Origin of the sequence: Sphingomonas azotifigens NBRC 15497 (assembly GCF_002091475.1) — a bacterium.
GTDB classification, from domain to species: domain Bacteria; phylum Pseudomonadota; class Alphaproteobacteria; order Sphingomonadales; family Sphingomonadaceae; genus Sphingomonas; species Sphingomonas azotifigens.
On record NZ_BCTR01000066.1, the window covers coordinates 14282 to 33541 of the forward strand.

Sequence of the window (19260 nt, forward strand, 5' to 3'; positions counted from 1 at the left end):
CACATCCAGCGAAGCAGGCAAAGCATGATTCGCATGCCAACCATTTCGGGCTGACCATCGAGGCCGCTGGCGTATCGCTATAGGCGTGGAACGTGGACGACGGTAGGTTATTGAAGGATGGGCGCGGTTTCATGCTGCAGGAGGGCGATGGTCGGCTCCTGACTGAAGCTGCCGTTGAACATAGCTTTCCGGAACGACCGTTTTGTCCCAAGATACGTCGATCACGCTTTCGGCAGCAGTCGACCATATCAAGGCATTCGGCGTGGCTCGCCCGAACGGCCGATGCCAACAGGAGCCGCCATTAAAGTCTCATGATCCTGCCGAGCAGGAGGCGGCCACTCTCGGCTGGTCAGCAAATCACGACGATTATCCGGAACCGGTCCGTCTTGATGCCCGCCTCTAATCAAGCAAACGGCGTTTTGCGTTTCGATCCCCTCGCGCCGAACGCCAGCAGCCAGAGAGCCAGCGCAGCCTCACCGATCAGCGTAGGGTCCATGAGGTGCGGGGAGAGCATATGGGCGAAAGCCGGAGCTGCCAGGTCCGCGACGCTGTTGAGAATGTAGCAAGCGCCGGACAGCGCCATGAGCGCGCCAATAACCTTCGGAAGGAAGTTGCTGCGCCACGCCAGCCAGCCCAGCATCAGGCAGTAGATGCCGAAGAAGACGAGACTTAGGTCGTAACCGTCGCCGTGCACCTTGAGCGCGAGCAGCGCCGCCGCTTCGCGCTGCGGCTCGCCCAGAGCCGAGAGGTAGGGCGTTGTCGGCAGCAACCGCAACGGGGCAAGCAGCAGCAGCGAATCGGCCGCCAGCGTGGCGGTACCAATCAGGCTGAACGCGGCCGCCATTCGCGACACCCCCTCATGGACTCGCCGAAACAGATCGAAGAATAGCGTCGTCACCACGACATAGCAGGCCAGCATCGCAAGATCGGCGACAAGCCCGGCACGGAACAGTACCTCGTTAGCGACGATGGCGCGCGCCGTGGCTGCAGCATCGCTGCCGACGATCAGCGAACCGCGAGAACCTATTTCGGCAAACAGGCCGAAGACGATCGTGCCGAGATAGAGCGCGCCTGCAAGACGTGCGACCCGCGATTGAGCATCATCGTCACCCACGACGGGCTTCTCGCGGCCAGCGAGCCGCGACGACGGTGATCGTCAGCGTCAGCGTCATCTCGATTGCTGCCAGGACTTTGTAGAACGGCTCCGATCCCGGAAGGCTGACCGCCATGATCGCGGTGTAGAACAGGCCCAGGACGATGCAGGCCCATCGGCAGACCGAGGCTGGCAACAGCAGCGACAGCGCAACCATCAGGCTCGGCACCGCCATCAGCAGCGACACGCCGATGAGAACGCCGGCGGTTGCATGACCGAGCGGCCCCATGCTGCCGTGATTCATGGCCGCCAGCGTGCCGGCGACGTAAAGGCCGAAATAGTCGCCGTAGATGTAGCAGAACATCGTGGACGCCCAAAGCGCCGCGAGCTTAACCTTTGCCGGCGCTCGATAATTCTCTAATTCCACGGAGCCCCCACTGACTGTATTGACATGGTAACACAGCCGTGGCGCTGCCGCAATGACGGTGACTACACCTGCTTGCAGGCACTCGATCGGTTCCAGACGGCAGCCCTCTGCCGCGCCCCAAAAAACTTCCCGACTGTTCGACGTGATAGCTGCGCGTTCCGCGTCCAAGATTGATCAAAGTGGCACGACCGCTTTCGGCAGAACCCGCCGTCGCCACGGGTCCACGGGCGTGGCGGCTTCGTCCCATGGACCGTCGATCTCGTAAGCCTAGATCGACCTCAGGAATTACGGATTTTCAAGCGCCACCCATTGAAGAGCCGAGCAGGCGAATCTCCTAGGCGGTCTGTCTGGAACTGCTCAAGGCGGCTCAGATAATGCCGCTAAAGCGACTAAAATGTGTGGGACCGATTGTGGGGAGTCATCAAAGAAAAGCGCCCAAAAGGGCGGCGCTTCGCCATTTTCTGCTTGAAAATGGTGACCCCTACGGGTGCTGCGAAAGTGAATTATGACATTGATAATGCGTCATAATATTACTGCAGTGGATTGCCTGGTGCCATCAAAAATACCAGCAGTTCTCAGCGCCATTTAGTCTCAATGACCGGGGGAGGGGCAAGGTTTCAGAGAGGAGATGGGAGGCAACCGCACGAATCGTCGGACAAGGAGCTTTCAGGCATCTCCGTCGGACTGACGGGGCCGCGCTGATCTTTGGTTCGCGGCTGCTCCCGACCAGCTCAAGACATTCAACGCCGTTGATGTGAGCGTCGGCTTTTGCTGAAACCCGCCATCCGGGCCGCGCAAACCAGCCGGTCGGCCCTGCGCTCCAATTGTCGCCGTTCGACGCGAGTACCCGGGACCCCGAGAGCGGCCGTACGTTCATGTGCCGCCGGCGGCCGATCGGGTCGGCCGTGTCTGGGGCAAAGCCGTCATTCACGAGGGCCTCATCGCGCGATACGGGAGCCTCTGGTGACGTCTATCGGGTCCTTCCGAAAAGCAGGCTCGGTATTCGGCGTCAAAGCATAGCTGTGGTTGATCTGAGACCTTCCAGAACATGGGATACGTCGTCACGATACCTTTCGTGTCGTGCCGCCCACATCCGCCGGAGAAGCGATTCATCGACGAAGTCGTCGAGCTTCGCCGTTCGGAGGCCCGCGACAAAGTCGGACAGATCCTCCATCGGCGGACAGTCGCTTGCCTGATGTATGACAGCCGCGAGCTGATCGGGCGTCACATCGACTGCAGTGACGCCGATGTCGTGGACCGCCACCTCGAGTCCAGCGCTCATGAGAACGATCGACAAAACGGAGTTTACCGCCGTGCCACGCCAGGTGATGACGTGGGTGTCGCGCGCGGCTGGGATGAGTGCGCGCCGGTCAAGGCCGAGTTCGCGGAAGGCGTTTCGCCCCTGCAGAAGAAACTGCTTTCCGCCCGCGTCCAGATATGCGGGAACCTCGTGGTCGGACAGCACCTCCAGCATCGTCGCAGTGACCCGATCATGCAGCTGCTCGTTCGCAGGCCGGTCGAAGCGAGGCAATTTGCCGGAACGGTGCGGAATGACGTCGAGCACCTTGGCGCGATCGTCGACAGTCTCCACTCGCCACCTCCGGCCCGCGAAGCCGACGAGTGATCCTATGCCGAGGACATTGGTGAGCGGAACGGTCCCGAGTGTCCGACCGCTCGAAACCAGCCGCCACTCCTCGTCGGTCTTGAAGACGGCATAGAAGTCACGCGCTTGGACCAATTCCTCCCCAGCCTTTCCAAGCATGAGCATACCGTCTGGCGATTGCTCAAGAAGGTCAGAGCCCTGGGGTCCAGCCCCGCGCAGGAGGTCGGCGTAGTCCGTCGGCGCGAAGGAAAGGTAGCTGTCCCGCCCGAACAGGAGCTTGTGCGCCGCAGGCGCTCGGACCCCGCCCTGCGATGCGATGAGCGATAAGGTCTGATGTAGCGCCACGGTGGCTAGCGAGGAGTCCTCGGTTGATGGTTCGACCCAGTTCGCCTGCAGCAGCTGGACGCAGGCGACAGCCCTCACCGTTTCAAGACGTAGCTTGTCCAGAGGATCGGAATCCGGATCGAGATGATCCTCGCGGACATATATCCGAAGCACTGCCGGGGTCCCGCGGCGACCGCTCCGGCCGAGACGTTGCTTCAGACCTGACAGCGATCTGGGCGCCCCGACCTGTGCGACCGACTGGACGCTGCCAAGGTCGACGCCGAGTTCGAGCGTCGTCGTCGCAACGGCGGTGGTTGGCTGGTCGCCAGCCTTCAGGCGCGTCTCCAGCGTTTCTCGCAGCTCCTTCGACAGGCTGCCGTGATGGGGGAAGAACTCCTCCGGCACGTTGTCGCGCTCCGACCGCTCGCGCAGGCGGTCGGCAAGAGCTTCGACCGTGCGGCGCGATGCAGCGAATGCGAGGTTGTTCGATCCCCGCAGGTTCAAGAAGATATGGTCTGCGATCTGACTGAGCGCATCGCTCGCCCCATTCTCAGCGATCTCGTCTATGCCTGCTCCCTCGGGTGGCTCCTCATAGCCGCGGATCTGCAACCTGACACCTGGTCCGCTCTGCGGCGCGCGAAGCACGTCGACGCTCTGTGGGTTCACAGCGTTCATCCAACGGCAGGCGGCGTCGGCGTCGCCCAGCGTAGCGGAAAGTCCAACCCGTCGCGGGCGCCCGGAAGTTATCCTGTCGACGCGACGGAGAAGGCACGCAAGGTGGAGCCCCCGCGGTCCTTGGAGGAAGGCATGGAGCTCGTCGACGACGATCCCATGCAGGCCTCGAAACAGCTTGGCGGCGTCCGCGGGGCGACGCAGGAGCAGTCCCTCAATGGATTCAGGCGTGATCAGGGCTACGCCGGATGGCGTCTTGAGTAGCCGCGTCTTGGGGCCTTGCGGAGCGTCCCCATGCCAACGGGTGATCGGAATGCCAAGACGTTCGCATAGCGGTTCCAGGCGCCTGAACTGGTCGTTGATAAGGGCCTTGAGCGGACTGATGTAGAGCAGGCGAAGCCCGCCCCCCGTCATCTCCGCCGCTTCGGTGAGCAGTGGCAGGAACGCGGCCTCGGTCTTGCCCGACGCCGTCCCCGCCATGATGATCACGTCGTTGCCAGACCCCAGGATGGAGCGTATCGCGGCGTCCTGTATCTCGCGCAGGCCGGTCCATCCCTCGTCACGCACCCAGCGCCGGATTTCAGGATGGAGCCGATCATAGGATGATGCGTTAGATGCGGAGGTCGACAAGCTCGTCGTCCGCCTCTGGCTCTTCGGGATCCTCCTTCTCGGGAGCAACCGCTCCGATCAGTTCGTGCCACTGCGTGTCGGGGTTCTGCTCCAGGACGGAGAGGAACTGGACGAAGGCCTTGATCGTGTTGCGAGGCGTGCGAAAGTAGGCTTCGCCGATCCGCTTGTTGCAATGCTCCATAAAAGCGGTCTTCGCCTCGTCGGGCACGAGGAAGGAAGATGCGTCGCCAAGCGCGAAGACGGACCTGATGTTACCAAGCAGGACGAGGAGATCCTCCGGCGACAGGCTCTGGAGCCGGATCACGGGTCCGCTCAGATCGATGCGCCCTTCGGTCGCGAAGCTGTTCTCCTCGAGCCGGGACTGGAGTGCCTTGTAGCTATACAGCCCGCGCCGGGTGTCGAGCAGGAATTCCGGTGTGCCTCCGAACACGAAGCCGAGCCCTTCGACATTGCCCTGCAGGACGTCGTTCAGCATCCTGAGAAGCTGCTCATAGTTCTGATTTCGCGCCTGGGAGCTCTGGAGCTTGTAGAGGTTGACCATCTCGTCGAACACAACGAGGAGTCCGGAATACCCGGCTACACGGACGAACGCGGAGAGGAGCTTGAAGGTGTCGTAGACGTCGGCGTCGTCGATGATGCTACGGACGGGAAGAGCCTGCCGGGCTTCCGTCTTGGTCGGGTATTCCGCCCTGAGCCAGCGAAGCGCGGCCGCCTTGAGGCTGTCGCCGCCATCCTCATGAGCTCGCCAGTAGGTCTTGAGCACCGTCGAGAAGTCGTGTCCGCCGAGCATTTCCAGCAGGGGCGTTAGGCGGCGGTCGATGACCCGTTCCACGGGCGAACCGCCGTCCTCGGCCTCGCGGACGCATTCCGTGACGAAGCGTTCGACGATGCTGGGAAGTGCGCCGCCCTCCGGCTTAGTGCGCGTGGCCATGTTTCGGATGGCCTCGGCGTAGAGGCCGCGAGCCTGGCCTCCAGTCGCGTGAAGTCTGCGATCCGGAGCTAGGTCGGCATGGATCGTCACGCATTTCCGCTCGAGAGCGATGAGGCGCACGAGGTTCAGGAAGAAGGTCTTGCCAGCCCCATACTCGCCGATGACGAAACGCACCGCCGATCCGGCGTCCGCGATGCGGTCTATGTCGCGGACGAGCGCACCGACCTCCTGGGAACGTCCCACCTGGATGTGCTGGAGGCCTACCCGCGGCACAACGCCTGCGGAGAGAGCCTGGATTATGAGGTCCCGATCCTTGCGTCGGATTGTGCTCAAGCGGCAACTCCCATTGGTTCAATCTGATCAATCACCTCTGAGGACACGCGAACTTCGTCGTCGTCCTCGACTATCGGCTCTCCGAGTGTGTCGAAGCCCCATTCGTTGAGCGTCTCGATGGCTCCGTTCGGCATCAGGCGCAGCTCATCTGCAAGCGCGTCGAAGTCGGTTCTAGCCATTGGTCCGGCCAGGAGACGGATAAGAAGGTCGGAATGCGGGCCATCCAAGCCAGCGAAGGCGGATACAGTGGCATTCTCCTTGGGCGGCGGAGCGGGGGCCGGTTCGGGGTCGTCCTCGACGAAGATGGACGCGAGCATGGCGGACACCTGCGTCGTCTCACCCCGGATCCTCTCGAGTCGCGCGATGTCGATGGACACACCGGATCGCTTCGGTACATCCGGCAGCGGTACCGTGCGCTCGTCGATGGCCGATACAACTTCCACCGGTCCGACATCCTCGCCACTTCGATGCAGCGCTGAATAGAGCGCGCTTGCGGGAAGTCCGAGGGCGGCGTGGAGCGCCTCGAGAAATCTCACCTCGTCCGGCAGGACACGACCGTCTGCCAGCACCGCCTCGACCGCTGAGGCTGCAAGCGCCGCCCGGCTCTCCGGCGCAACGTCCGCCAGCTTCTTCAGCGCTGCACGAACCTTCGGCGGATCAGCCGCAAGCGCGTTTCCGCAGGCGAGGAGTCGTGTGATCTCCTCATCCTTGAGTTCGGGCGTCGAGCGAAGCCGGCGCTCGATTGCATCCATCTCCGATGAGGCGACTGTCCCGTCTGATACTGCAGCCAGCATGGCGACCTCGACCATTCCGCGGGCGGCGGCATATGCCCCACGGTCGGGATCAACCGCCCCGCCGAGACTTGCCGGGAACAGGGCGATGCGCCCATCCGTCCTCAGAGCGGCAGCCGGCCCATATCGACGATCGGGCTCGAACCCGAGATCGAGCGCATCGAGGGCAACGCCGATCTGTCGGACGGTTGCCGCCGGGAGCTTCTCGGTGCCGGCTTCCAGCTCCAGGCCGAGCGCGCGAGCCACATCGACGACTGCCACGAGACCGCCGATTGTGGAAAGGTCGAGGGCGCACCGACATTCGGCGAAGGACAGCCGTCCCCGCCGCAGTTCGAGAGGTAGCAGGAGGTCGCCGCGCAGCTTTCCGCGGGATGCCGGATCACGACCCAGGAGCCGGCTGTAGGTCGAGAGATCCTCGATGCAGCCGTCAAGTATCGTGCGCAGGCCAGCGAGCGGTCCCTGCGTCCCGGAAATGTCAGGAAGGTCCAATTCAATCGGGCGGGAGAAGGTGCTGCTGGCTGAGTTATACTGGAACCGGATCTTGGTCTTCGGCCGCCGGACCCGGAGGCCTTCCGGGTTGCGGACAGCGAACCGCACGCGCCAGAGCTCGAGAAGCTCGGCGAAGCACCGTTGTCCCGGCGTGCGGAGATACACGTCAGGGAGCGAGAGCACCCATAGCAGGCAGTCGTCAGCATCGAAGGGCTCGTTGCGCTCGATGCGGGTGCCCAGCCGCACGCGGACGTTGAGCGGCAGCTCCATCTCATAGTTGTGGGGCGGAGCGGAACTGATCGGATCGTCGTTCGCCTCACCGTAAAGGCAGGATAGGGCCAATAGCTTCGACGCATAGGCGGCGAACGAGTAGTCCTCTCCATGGATCGCCAGGAGACGCCGGACCTCCCCGAGGATCGAAGGGGCTTCTTCCTTGGCTTCATCCATAAGCAGGCGCTGCTCGAGGCCGTAGAAGAACACGAACACATAGCCGATCGGGATGGTGGGATCCGTTCGGCCACCCTCGAGCCAGTCGAGGTATGTCCAGCGCGCACACGGCTCGAGCCGGTCGTAGCTCTGCCAGTATGTGAGGGTGGCGCCCGCGCGGTCACCCCGGGGATCTATTGGAAGCGTGGGATCGATCCGGCTCTTGTCACGGGCGGGATCATGCCGGGCAGGAGTGCCGTAGTAGACCATGTCAATAGTGACGTTCCGCGTCGCCACCATGACTGATGTCGACTCTTCGACCCAGCAGGCAGGAGCGTGTTGTCCCTTCGATTTGGGAGGGGTCGGCTGTGAAGGACGAGCGGGAGCAATGGCAACCGCCGGCGCTGCCGGCTTGGTCATCCGTTTGGCATAGTCAGATGCCTGTTCGAGCGTAGAGAACGAATATCCACCGAATAGGTATCGGCCGTTAGCGCTCAGGCTGATGCCTGGTGGCGCCCTATCGAAATTTGTCGGCCGGGTAGGCGCAGCCGCTGGAGTGGGGGCGGCCCCTCCGGAGCGTGGGGTTGAGGCCGCCGCATCGGTATCGGAGGCCTGGACGCCAGACATCATCTCACCGAATCGGCGCGCGACTCTTGAGAGCCAACCTTCTGACTGGGCCATCACTCTTTCCCCCAACCCAGCGATACTGTCGTAAAGTCATGCGGATTGCCAGAGGCTTACGCTTCCCAAAAAGTGGCAGGCTGATATGAATCAGTCGATGTTAGCCGTGGAATAATAGATGCAGATATAGCAGCATGACGCGTCGAGCCGCCCGTGCGTGGGAATCACGGGAGGTCCTCGGCGGTTGGGGGAATGAGTGAAATGACGTTTTTCGGAATTCCGGTCGTGCCGGCAATTGTTACGTTGCTTCTTTTAGGTTTGGTCGCCTCGTTTGTTGCTTATTTCCTAAAGCCCGCGTGGGACTTGAACGCGAAGCTGAAAGCGATCCTCCAGAATGTGGAGCAGGCACGCGCCCGTAACTCCCGCGACCTCGCCAAATGTTTCGAACCAGATGCGAAAGTCGCTGCGCTATGGAACGAGTACCGCGAAACACTCCATGTTCAGAAGGATCTCGACGTCCAGTCTGGTGAGATGGTCGAAAGCGCCATCAGGTCGACAGTTCCGGCTGAAATGATTCTATCGCCCCATTCCGTGGTGGATGGACGGGTCCACGCAGAGTTTTTCAAGCACCTCCCGGGTATTTTCACTGGGCTTGGTATCATTGGCACGTTCACTGGCCTGCTCTCGGGCCTACGAGCGTTCAAAATCTCAGATGACTCGGGTGTGGTTCGCGATAGCCTCACCAACCTCCTTCATGGAGTTAGCGAAGCGTTCTACGTTTCTGCATTTGCGATATTCTTGGCGATGTTGATTACCGTCGTCGAAAAGTTTCTGCTCAATAGCCTCTATCGAAAGGTCACCCAGCTCGCTCACGAGATCGATGCGACCTACGAGGCTGGTGCGGGCGAGGAGTATCTGGCTCGGCTCGTTACCTCCTCGGAGGACGCGGCCAGTCAGACGAAGATCCTGAAGGACGCGCTGGTCGCCGACCTTAGGGAGATCCTCACCGAACTCGCAGACCGACAGATCAACGCGACCGTGCAGCGCTCCAACGAGCTCGGGACCACTATCGCGGGTGCCCTGACCGAGGCACTCAAGGGCCCGTTGGATCAGATCGCTGGCGCGGTCGGCCAGGTCAGCCAGGATCAGTCGTCCGCAGTGACGAAGCTCCTCACGGACGTGCTCGCCAGCTTCAGCGACCGCCTGGAGAACATGTTCGGCACTCAGCTGTCCGGCATCGGCGACATGCAGCAGCGCACGATCGACGCGATGCAGACCGCGGTCTCGAAGCTGCAGGACCTCACCGACAATGTGGAGGCGGCTGGGACGCGCGCTTCCGACGCGATGTCCACCAAGCTGTTTGAGGTCGTGCAGGCGGTGGAGGCCAAGCAGGCCGCGATGTCGGAGGAGCTCCGCACCGTGATCGACGAGATCCGATCGTCGACGGGCGAGATGCAGGAGGCCACCCAGACCCGCGTCCAGGGAATGCTGACCGCCCTCGGCGAAGGTATGGCGCAGGCGATCTCGGCGATCGAGAGGCAGGCTGCCGAACGCTCCAGGCTTCAGGCGGAGGAGGACGGCAGGCGGGCCGAGGCGGCGGCTGGCCATGTCGGACAGATGCGTGAATTCGTAGGCGCGATCTCGTCGAACGTCGATGGCCTCGTTGAGGCGATCCGGGAGATGACGGCGGGCGTCCAGACCGCGACCCGGGATGCGTTTGTGCGGCTCAACGGCGGAGCCGACACACTCCTTGCGGCTGCCAATAAGCTGGAGAACTCGGGTCGGGAGGTCGTCGGGGGCTTCGACCGGATCGCCAACGTCACGACGGGTCTTTCGGAGGCGGCGGGCAGCGTCGCCGGAGCTGCCAGGGGACTCGACTCCGTCATTTCGGACTACCGTTCGGCGCGAGATGCCGTCGCCACGATGGTCCAGGATCTCCGCGCAACGGTGGAGAATGCATCCCGGGAGGCGAGCCTCACCGCGGATGTCCTCGGTCGGATAGAAGGCGCCACGCAGAAGTTGGTCGCAGCACAGTCGGAAGCGGACGGTTTCTTGGAGGAGGTCGCCGATGTGATCGGCCAGTCGCACGAGAAGTTCTCGGAAGGTATGCGTGGCGTCGTGGTCGAGGCAAACCGCGAGTTCCACACCCAGCTCTCGCGCGCCACCGGCATGCTCAAGGAGGCGATCCAGGAGCTTGAAGCCTCCCTCCCGTCCACCGGTCGCCAGGCGGCGTGATCTGAATGTTCCAGCGCGTTACAATGGGGAACCGGGGCCGAGAGGAGGGCGAGAAGCCCTTCTGGATCTCGTTTGCCGATCTCATGACCGCCCTGATGGTGCTGTTCCTGCTGGTGATGAGCGTGGCGCTCCTCGCGGTCACCCGCACGATCTCGGAGCGCGAGCAGCTCGAGGCCGAGAGACAGGCGGAGATCGTAAAGCTCCTCGACCGCATCGACAAGGCTGCGAAGAAGCAGGGCATCCGCGTCGATCGGAACAGGGCCGTCATCGACTTCGGCGATCGAGCGCGCTTCGATTCGGCGAGCAACGCACTCAGCCCGGAGCAGGAACAGCTCCTGCGGTCCTTTGTCCCTGAGGTCCTCGCGATCGCCCGGGACAAGGGTGGTCAGCGTTGGCTGAAGCGGATCGTCGTCGAGGGCTTCACCGACCGGAGGGGTAGCTATCTCTACAACCTGAACCTCAGTCTCCAGCGCAGCCAGCGGGTCCTTTGTGCCCTCATGGCCCGGCCGCAGGTAGGCGAGCGGCCCATGGATCGGCGTGAACTGGAGGAGATACGGCGGCTATTCCTAGTCGGCGGCTATTCCTCCAACTCCGCGAAGGCCTCGTTGGACGCAAGTCGACGCATCGAGCTTCGTTTGGAGTTCTTCGGGGTCGATGAGCCAGCAGTCGCACCGGTCAACGCGTTCGAAGGCGAGTTCGGCACATGCGCCCTCTGAGTCCTAGGATGGCGAGACTGAAGCAGCGGCTGACCGACGTCGGCGCAGCGGCTTTCAGGGACATGCCAGAACCGGACCTCCGTGCCTTGAAGGGACATGTGCAGTCGCTTCAGGCGATGCTTAGCGGAGCGGGGGCAGGCGCCGGCGCGTCGAATGACCGTATCCATACGGAGCTCGTCAGGTTTCGCGAGACAGGGAAGCTCCATGATGTCCGGTCCGCGCGTCTGGTGAGCTGGGGCACCCGCCTCCGGTCGATGGGCCAACCCGCCCTGATCGAGGACGGAGACCGGTTCGATCCGCTCCTGAGCGAGATAGACTCATTCCGATCGATGCCCCGCCCATACAGGCGATGCTGGCGCGGACTTCTGGACGGTTATGTGAACTACGACCCCAGCAGTGCCCGTGGAGCAGGTGATCGCAACTGGCGAGTGCTGCGGGAATATCTGAACGACAACCTTCCGCAGTTGGAGCGTTCCGGGCAGGCGCCTGACTGGCTCGCAGCGATAGACGACCATGCGAACCTTCTTACGGAAGACCCGTGCACCCGCTACGGCGCAGAGATCCTGACCGGTGAGGGGAATTCTCTCGAAGTCCTTCGCCGCGATCTTTCCGTCGGCGACACGTCCTGGATCGGACAGCGGATATTCGAGGCGCAGATCGAGGCTGCAGTAAGATTCGACGACCGCAGGTTCCGTGATGTTCTTCCACGCGTCATCGGACTGATCGAGGAGCATGACGTGCTCGCCAACGAGGGTCTGTCCCGCGTGCTCGACCGCTACGCCGAATGCGCGTCGATCGAGGTAGATCCGGCGCTGTGCGAGACCTCCGTCGCCCGGTGGGGCAATCCGTGGTTAGAACGGAACGACACGCTCTGGACGCTGGTCCGTCCGGAAACGCGGAGGATGGTGTCGTCCTGGCACAAGCTCCGGCTGATCGAGGACTTCTTCAACCTGCTTTCTGCCGATGGGATCAACGACCAGCGACGTATCAACTTCTGGAAGCGCCATGTCGATCAGATCAGCGACATGCACTTCGCGCTCGGCGATGCCGCGTATCGTGATCCGCGGCCGAGCTTCAAGGCTCTTCGCCAGATGATGAAGGGCCGTATGATGAGCCTGACGAGCGGGGGCGTATCGAGCAACAACGCCTTCATCATGCGCATCGCGGGTCACGTCTACGTGGAGTTCGGCGAGGAGGGCAACGCCATGTTCGCCTTCGACGCCGCGAAGCTGCCGTTCGACCTTACGAAGATGCAGATTGCCGGCAACAAGACGGCGCTCAAGCATCCGAGCAACGTGGCGCGCATCATTCACAAGGATGGCGTTGGCGAGCGGTGGGAGCATAAGGCCGACCGTCTCATCGCTTCCCTCTCAGCCGCAAGAGGTGGCCCCCAGGTCAGTCATACGACGCCGTCCTACGGCGCACGTCCATCCGCACCACCGCCGTCTAGTGCAATGGCATCACGCTCATCATTGACCGATTCAAGTGTTGGCAAAGATGCTGAGCTCTTTGCCTTTCTTGCCAAGCACGGGATCAAGACATCAGATTCGCGTGAGAAGGGAGGTTCGCTCTGGGCATACGCTCCGCGTTCCGGTCTGGCCGCGAACGAGCTCACCCGTAGGAATTTCGCCTGGGCGGAGCGCCGCGGCGCCTGGTATCTTCGTTCATGATCTGGGGTAGGAAGAAGGCCAAGCCGGACGTCCGTCAGGTGGCCACGCTATCGCCCGTTGTCGATGAAGAAGGTCTCCTCCTTCCTACTGGTGCCGAGCAGACTCCCAAGGCAAAGGCTACGGCGGCGCTTCTCGACCAGTTGGCCGACGAGGGGCTCGCGGAGCGGGTCGATGGTGGCCACCGCCTGCAGTGGCCGCAGCTATTTGTTCTCCTTGAGGACGAGGAGGCAGCGGCGGAGCTTGAGATACTCCAACTCCCACCGTCCACAACAGCGGTTCCGAAGATCGTGAGCCGAAATTCGCTGACGGACCGCGACTTCTCAGTCGCGATCGGCGGTTGGTTCGACCTCGATCGGCGCCCCGTATCTGGAGCCCGGCTCAGGGGCGGCGCGCTCGAAGCGGACGGGGACTTCCGGCTTGTTTCTCCAGGGGTCTGGAACCTGATCGAACGCATCCGTCGTTTTGCTCGTCGATCGGAGGAGGAGCGAAATGAAGCCGACCAGCGTCGGGCCTGGGGGGAGATCCGTAAGTTGGCGGTCGCGACCGGCTCCGCCCTCGACGACTTCCTCTACCGGACGGTGGTGCTCTCGCCGGACAGACTTCAAATGGCGCTCCGGCGTTCGGAAGGGCTGGGGCTTGTCGAGGTGGAGCCGTGGTTCGAGGGCGCGCCCGCCGACTGGCTCGAGGTGTTCGATAGGTCAGGTCAGGTGCGTGACCGTTACGACCTGCCGACGCCGGACGGGATAATCCAGGTGATGATCTCACCCGAGGTCGGCACTGTGCTGCGCGAGGTCAAGCGCATGCCCGGTCGTCGCGTCTCAGGCGAGCGCGCCGAGGCTTTTCTCCTCAATCCGATCGCTGCGCTCGGACCGGATGCGGCCGCAGTCGTCGACGAGGAGCAGTTCGAGGAGGCAAAGCAGCAGGCGGGTATTATGTTCGAGCGGTTCGCAGCCGTGACGCCCGAAACGCATGGCGAGGGCGCTCTGGGTCTGCTCATCACGAGCGGGACGGGCGAGGCGATCGAGACGCGTGAGGTCATGCTAGAGGAAGCGGACGTGGTCGAGTTCGTCGAGGGCGTCGAGCGGAACCTTGATCGCGGCCTTCAGCTGTTCGCCTGGGACGAATACGAGTTCGAGCTTGACGGCGACAGCAGGCTGCATTGTGACGCCCTTCGTCGGGCGCTCGGCCGCCGTGAGGACGGCGTCATAACGCACGGTCAGGTCTACGACCTCTCGGGCTACTCCGAGCGCGTCGAGGGCATCGGCCAGGAGAGGTCCTTCTACTCCCCACAAATCGCGAAGCGCGACGACGGGGAGGGCTGGTTCCCGGAGAACCTTGTTCCTATGATCGGATGGACGGAGCCGGAAACCGATCAGCCCTGCATTCTTCCGCTCACGGACGAACTGTCGGCGGAATTGCGCGTGGGATTGGAGACGGCGAAGGCGACCGGAGCGGCGTCAGTCCCATTGAAGGGGTGTCCGACACCCATCCCGGTCCGCGAAGCCGAGGCGATCGTCTCTACCTTCGGACAGGTCAGGGATCAGGCTGCGAAGGGAACGTTCAAGCCCGAAGCGCCTGCGCGTCGCGGGAAGAAACCCACGCTGATCCTCAAAAGCAACATAGGACAGGTGGACTACCGGGAGGAGCGGCTTGCTGCGCTCGCGGAGAAGCCGGCTCCCGCTAGGCTTCCGTCCAGTCTCCGTCCCGGCGTCGCGCTGAAGCACCACCAGCTCGAAGGGCTGGCCTGGATGCAGCATCTTCTGGCGCTCGCACCCGACAAGTGCCGGGGCGCGCTGCTGGCTGACGATATGGGGTTGGGTAAAACGCTCCAGATCCTCAGCCTCGTGGCGCGGGCGCGCGAGGAGAATCCCGACACCCCGCCGGCACTCGTAGTCGCGCCGCTCTCTCTTCTGGAGAACTGGAAGGAGGAGGCGGAGAAGTTTCTTGAGTCCGGGACCCTGAAAATCCTGACGGCCTATGGCGAGGGTCTCGCTGGACTGCGCGTAGATCGGATCTCGGTCGACGAGCAGCTCCGCCGGGAGGGTCTGGTGCGGTTCCTCCGGCCGGACTGGCGCGGCGATGCCGACCTCGTCCTCACCACCTATGAGACGCTCCGCGACCTCGAGTTTTCGTTCGCTCGTGAAAAGTGGTCGGTGATGGTCTGCGACGAGGCGCAGAAGATCAAGAATCCGAACGCAGCGATGACCCGGGCCGCCAAGAAGCAGCAGGCGCAGTTCCGTATCGCCTGCACAGGGACGCCGGTCGAGAACAGCCTGGTCGACCTTTGGTGTCTGTTCGATTTCGTGCAGCCAGGTCTGCTCGGCGCGCTCAACGAGTTCGGCGCTACATATCGTCTTCCGATCGAAGCGAAGAGTGACGACGACAGGGCAAAGGTCGAGGAGCTGCGGGGTGTCATCACGCCCCAGCTGCTTCGACGCATGAAGGCAGACGTCGCGACTGACCTGAAGGCGAAGGTCGTGGATGAGGCTAGCCGTAGTCTGGACATGAGCCCGTTCCAGCGCGGCCTATACGTTGGCGCCATCGACGCGTTCAGACGGGCGGGCGCGGCACCGGGGAGCCATCTGGCACTCCTCCACAAGCTCAGGTTGCTGTGTTCGGACCCGGATGAGAGCGCCGGCAGTTCCTATGATCCGGTGGACAGCTATCGGTCCCGGTCGCCGAAGCTCGACTGGCTGATTGAGATCCTTGGGACGATCCAAGACCGTGGGGAGAAGGCGATCGTCTTCTGCGAGTTCAAGGCGATCCAGCGCCTGATCAAGCATTACGTGCAGGAGGCCTTCGGCGTCCCTGTAAAGATCATTAATGGCGATACGACCGCACTGGCGAGCGCCATCGACAGCCGGCAGAAGATGATACGCTCGTTCCAGGAGCAGCCCGGGTTCGGCGTGATCGTCCTGTCTCCTGTGGCCGTCGGGTTCGGCGTGAACATGCAGGCGGCGAACCACGTGATTCATTTCACCCGGACCTGGAATCCCGCGAAGGAGGATCAGGCGACCGACCGTGCATACCGCATCGGTCAGACGAAGGACGTGTTTGTCTACTATCCGACCGTGTCCGCAGGAGACTTTAAGACGTTCGATGTGAAGCTGGATGAGCTTCTGGAACGGAAACGCTCGCTGGCGAGCGACATGCTCAATGGTAACGGTGAGATCGGTCTTCGCGACTTCGACGTCGACGAGCTACGGCCGGTTGACTAGGCGGAAGGCTTAGCCGGTATTCCAAGTCGGCTGCCCGAAACCTGCCAGTCCGGAGACGGCCCCATTTCTGTCGTTTCAAGGTGCCGGTCCGGCAAGCGCCGGACGTCGGCTTCTGGCCAGACCTGCCGTTAAACACGTCGCCACGGAACGGCCGAAAAGTCCCAAGACACGTCAATCCCGCATTCGGCAGCAGTCGACCAACATAGGCCGTTCGTCGGGACGTGCAGGAACGTCGGCTTGTGCCAAGACCCGCCGTTCGGCGGACATGAACCTGCCGGGCTGCAATGCGCGCTACTAGTGGTCATTCCGGAAGTCGGGCCGCCATCGTGAAAACCGTCGTTCTCCAAGATAGTGGCGGCCGAGTTCCGAGTGCATTGTATCGAGGATGCGGTGGCCTTGGTGGCGGCTCACCACCGGCACCACTTCGCTCCGCCAGATCGCAGGTTTCCAGTCGAGGTGGGGGGGCGATAGCGTCGAACCGCCGCGCCAAATCGCTGTCGATCGATGCGTTCGGATCAGCGCGCCCAAGTCAGGCCGCCGCGCTGTCGGGTGCGGCATCGTTGGCCGCCCAAGCCGGCAATTGACCAAGATCGGCGAGTTCAGCGCGGAGCATACCGTCATAGACTTCGGGGAAGATGCGCGCGGCTGCATCCCACAATGGATGGCCTGCGGCGATCTGCCCCGCTTCGCTTCGGGCTTTGGCGAGCACGGTCTGCAGCGATGGCCGGGTCAGCACATGACGCGCACGCGTCCTTACTACCATCATCTCGATGAGATCGGAATATCAACTATACCATTCCCCGGAGAGCCGGGCAAGGGCGTTGGAGTCTCGCATTGCCGTCGAGGCTAGCAGATACATGCGTTGGTCCAAAGGATTGCGCGCGCAGTCGGTCGGCCGGTGTTGGTAAGCGCCTCATGGATATCAAACACAGCCAATTGCCGGTTCGTGGTCATTGGCAAGGTGTCCCAGGCATGACCCGTGCAGCCGCCTTGACGATGTCGATCGGTCGGTCGCGGTGGAGTTCTTCAGCGATCCTCCTGCCTGAATCCCGATGGCGGGCCATCAGCCCCGATTTCGCTAAAGCAGCCGAACGCCCGTGCGCGAGCGATGTTGACGACACTAACTAGAACATATAATGAACATATATCATTGATATTGGCTAGGTGGTGAATTCGGCATACCTCGGGTTTGAGAGCAAAGGGGGAGTGCCATATGATCGAGCCCGATCACCTCAATAACATCACTATTGAACGTATGATCTTCCACGTTGTCGGACCCGACGATGGCAATCTCGTGCTGCTCGAAGAAATAGATGCCGGCGATCATGCCGATTTCTTTGTCGATCGCATTCGGACCGCCTCCAATGGCGTGATGTTCGACTTCGTCGCCGCATCGCCGGTGCTGGCGTCTTTGACGCGGATCGAGGAGGATGCGAGCCGCTTCGTATCAGAGACCAAAGATCTCGCGACCCTGTTCAACACCATGCACTCGGCTGCCGCGAGCGTCGGCGTGTTCCTGATGTTCGTACTCAACGTCGCGGGTGAGCGTCTGTACGCGATCATCAAATATGACCATGAGGAAGTGCTTTCCTACACGATCGAGGAAGAGGAGGATGTGCGCCGCGCCCTCATCGCCGCGCTGACCAGCACCTTCGTGCGTTCACCCGACGCACTGCAAAAGGCAGCGATCATCCGCCTGACGGGTGCCGGCGGCGAACTGTCGGTCCGCGACCGTGTGGCGCCAAGCAAGATCACCCGCTATTTTGCTGGTTTCCTCGGTGCTCGGCGTCGGTTTCAACCGGATCAGCTCACTACGACACTCTCCGAAATCACCAAGAAGACCGCGCGGAAACATGCCGGCACGCTCGGTCCTGCGGTCATGAGCCAGCTCAATCGGCGGGTCTATGACGCGGTCCAGGCGCAGCCCGGCTTCGATCCCGGCAATCGCGAACCCTTTCTTGCCGCCGTGTTCGGACCGCTGCCCGAAGACTCACCGGTCCGCAGCACCTTCGATAAGGAGCTGCGCAACTCGCGGATCGAAAATGAAGTGTTCGATTTCGACCGCGAAGCGGTGCCCCGGCCGCGGCGCAAGCATATGGTCACCGACGAGGGGATCGAGGTCATTTACGACCGGCAGTTCGAAGACCGTGTCCGGCGCGAAGCCCTTGCGGGCGGCGGCGAGCGGATCGTGATCGAAACCGGCGGCATTAGGGTTGAGGATGACTACGCCGAACCGCGTTCGCGCCTGCGCTGACGCCCTTGCTGCCTGCGGCGGGTCGTTGAGCGAACGCCTCGATCGCCTGGACGTGCGCGGCACGCCGGAGGCGCCGTTGCGCGCCGAGCTGGCGGCGGCCGCCGCCGCCTGGTGCGATGGCGGTTTCGGCGCCTTCGAAGCCATCGACGCGTTGGGCGAGGCGGTTGCGATCCCAGCTCTGGCGGAGAGCGATGGCGAATTGCGCGTGAGCTTCATCAAGCTGCCGACGGCTTCGACGTATTATTTTCTGCACGCGCGCGGGCTCGCAACCCTGCTCGACGACTGCGACAAGGCCGCGCTCGCCCGACGTGTGCTCGTGGCCAAGGATTTCGTGCCATTCCGCACCGTCCAGTGCAGTTTTGAGCCCTGGACCGGGATGGTCGCCGACGCACCGGTCGGAGACGAGCCAGGCCTGCCCGTGCCGCGCCGCATCGTGCGCGATCAACTGGCGGTCGTTCCCCTCTCGATCGGGCCCTTGCTGCTAACGGTACCGCCTGCTTCTCCGGCTCAGGCCGACGATCTGGTTGCGGGCGAAGCGCGCCAGGAAGCGCCGGCCGATGCTGCTGTGCCACAGCACCAAGGCGAACCCCGGGTCAGCGGAGTCTTCGAAACCTGGCGGGCTGCCGCGCTTCCGCAATTGCTCCTGTGCCTTGTCGACGAGGTCTGGAAACAGGATGGCGAGACCCGCGTGGCGATTAATGGGCCGCGCAAGCGCAAGCTCCGCGCTGCGTTGGAGACGGTCGATCCGGAGCGCGATTTCAAGCTGGCCACCGAGGTCGCCGACTGGATCTTCAACTCGGGCCGCGATGCCGAGACGAGGCATACCC

General features: G+C 62.7%; 12 protein-coding genes. 6 read left to right on the forward strand and 6 right to left on the reverse strand.

The genetic code is table 11. The features are described from left to right. Nucleotides 1–403: 403 nt before the first annotated feature. From SAZ01S_RS19515 to SAZ01S_RS19535, 5 genes are all read right to left on the reverse strand, one after another. Nucleotides 404–1114 (reverse strand): DUF4386 domain-containing protein, encoded by a 711-nt coding sequence (locus tag SAZ01S_RS19515; RefSeq protein ID WP_084583929.1) that lies wholly within the window; start codon nucleotides 1112–1114, stop codon nucleotides 404–406. Beyond that, on the reverse strand, nucleotides 1107–1520 hold the full coding sequence (locus SAZ01S_RS19520; protein WP_084583930.1) for a DUF6326 family protein: 414 nt from the start codon (nucleotides 1518–1520) through the stop codon (nucleotides 1107–1109). The genes SAZ01S_RS19515 and SAZ01S_RS19520 overlap by 8 nt, the downstream gene beginning before the upstream one ends. Before the next feature lie 1009 nt (nucleotides 1521–2529). Continuing rightward, entirely contained in the window at nucleotides 2530–4686 is a 2157-nt protein-coding gene (locus SAZ01S_RS19525) for a DEAD/DEAH box helicase (protein WP_245825033.1), read from the reverse strand. 43 nt (nucleotides 4687–4729) lie between these two features. Then, nucleotides 4730–6013: an ATP-binding protein gene (locus SAZ01S_RS19530; RefSeq protein ID WP_084583932.1), complete on the reverse strand. Its 1284-nt coding sequence runs from the start codon at nucleotides 6011–6013 to the stop codon at nucleotides 4730–4732. Further along, the gene (locus tag SAZ01S_RS19535) at nucleotides 6010–8019 is read right to left on the reverse strand and encodes a tellurite resistance TerB family protein (RefSeq protein WP_167693211.1); all 2010 of its coding nucleotides are present in this window, start codon (nucleotides 8017–8019) and stop codon (nucleotides 6010–6012) included. The genes SAZ01S_RS19530 and SAZ01S_RS19535 overlap by 4 nt, the downstream gene beginning before the upstream one ends. Nucleotides 8020–8601: 582 nt before the next feature. Here SAZ01S_RS19535 and zorA point away from each other — a divergent pair. From zorA to SAZ01S_RS19555, 4 genes are all read left to right on the forward strand, one after another. Then, a complete protein-coding gene (gene zorA / locus SAZ01S_RS19540) occupies nucleotides 8602–10575 on the forward strand; it encodes an anti-phage ZorAB system protein ZorA (RefSeq protein WP_167693212.1) in 1974 nt (657 codons plus the stop codon). A gap of 5 nt (nucleotides 10576–10580) precedes the next feature. Further along, nucleotides 10581–11291 carry an OmpA/MotB family protein gene (locus SAZ01S_RS19545; RefSeq protein ID WP_084583935.1) on the forward strand — a complete coding sequence of 237 codons (711 nt, stop codon included), beginning with the start codon at nucleotides 10581–10583 and terminating at the stop codon, nucleotides 11289–11291. Nucleotides 11292–11407: 116 nt separating this feature from the next. Continuing rightward, the gene (locus tag SAZ01S_RS19550; protein ID WP_281252170.1) at nucleotides 11408–12961 is read left to right on the forward strand and encodes an EH signature domain-containing protein; all 1554 of its coding nucleotides are present in this window, start codon (nucleotides 11408–11410) and stop codon (nucleotides 12959–12961) included. After that, entirely contained in the window at nucleotides 12958–16179 is a 3222-nt protein-coding gene (locus tag SAZ01S_RS19555; protein WP_084583937.1) for a DEAD/DEAH box helicase, read from the forward strand. The genes SAZ01S_RS19550 and SAZ01S_RS19555 overlap by 4 nt, the downstream gene beginning before the upstream one ends. Nucleotides 16180–16708: 529 nt before the next feature. Here the strand turns inward: SAZ01S_RS19555 and SAZ01S_RS19560 are convergent. Then, complete coding sequence (locus tag SAZ01S_RS19560) at nucleotides 16709–16915, reverse strand: hypothetical protein (RefSeq protein ID WP_084583938.1); 207 nt, start codon at nucleotides 16913–16915, stop codon at nucleotides 16709–16711. Between the two features lie 477 nt (nucleotides 16916–17392). On the opposite strand from SAZ01S_RS19560, the gene SAZ01S_RS19565 reads away from it, so the two are divergent. Both SAZ01S_RS19565 and SAZ01S_RS19570 read left to right on the forward strand, forming a co-directional pair. Beyond that, nucleotides 17393–18433 (forward strand): nucleoid-associated protein, encoded by a 1041-nt coding sequence (locus tag SAZ01S_RS19565; protein WP_084583939.1) that lies wholly within the window; start codon nucleotides 17393–17395, stop codon nucleotides 18431–18433. Between the two features lie 25 nt (nucleotides 18434–18458). Beyond that, the coding region (locus SAZ01S_RS19570; protein ID WP_139810159.1) for a hypothetical protein at nucleotides 18459–19260 on the forward strand (802 nt) is incomplete at its 3' end.

Excerpts from the sequence above, each read along its gene's own strand:
- SAZ01S_RS19555 (WP_084583937.1), top strand. The coding sequence starts at position 12,958 with ATGATCTGGGGTAGGAAGAAGGCCAAGCCGGACGTCCGTCAGGTGGCC.
- SAZ01S_RS19565 (WP_084583939.1), top strand. The coding sequence starts at position 17,393 with ATGATCGAGCCCGATCACCTCAATAACATCACTATTGAACGTATGATC.
- SAZ01S_RS19550 (WP_281252170.1), top strand. The coding sequence starts at position 11,408 with ATGCTTAGCGGAGCGGGGGCAGGCGCCGGCGCGTCGAATGACCGTATC.
- SAZ01S_RS19535 (WP_167693211.1), bottom strand. The coding sequence starts at position 8,019 with ATGGTGGCGACGCGGAACGTCACTATTGACATGGTCTACTACGGCACT.
- zorA (WP_167693212.1), top strand. The coding sequence starts at position 8,602 with ATGACGTTTTTCGGAATTCCGGTCGTGCCGGCAATTGTTACGTTGCTT.
- SAZ01S_RS19545 (WP_084583935.1), top strand. The coding sequence starts at position 10,581 with ATGTTCCAGCGCGTTACAATGGGGAACCGGGGCCGAGAGGAGGGCGAG.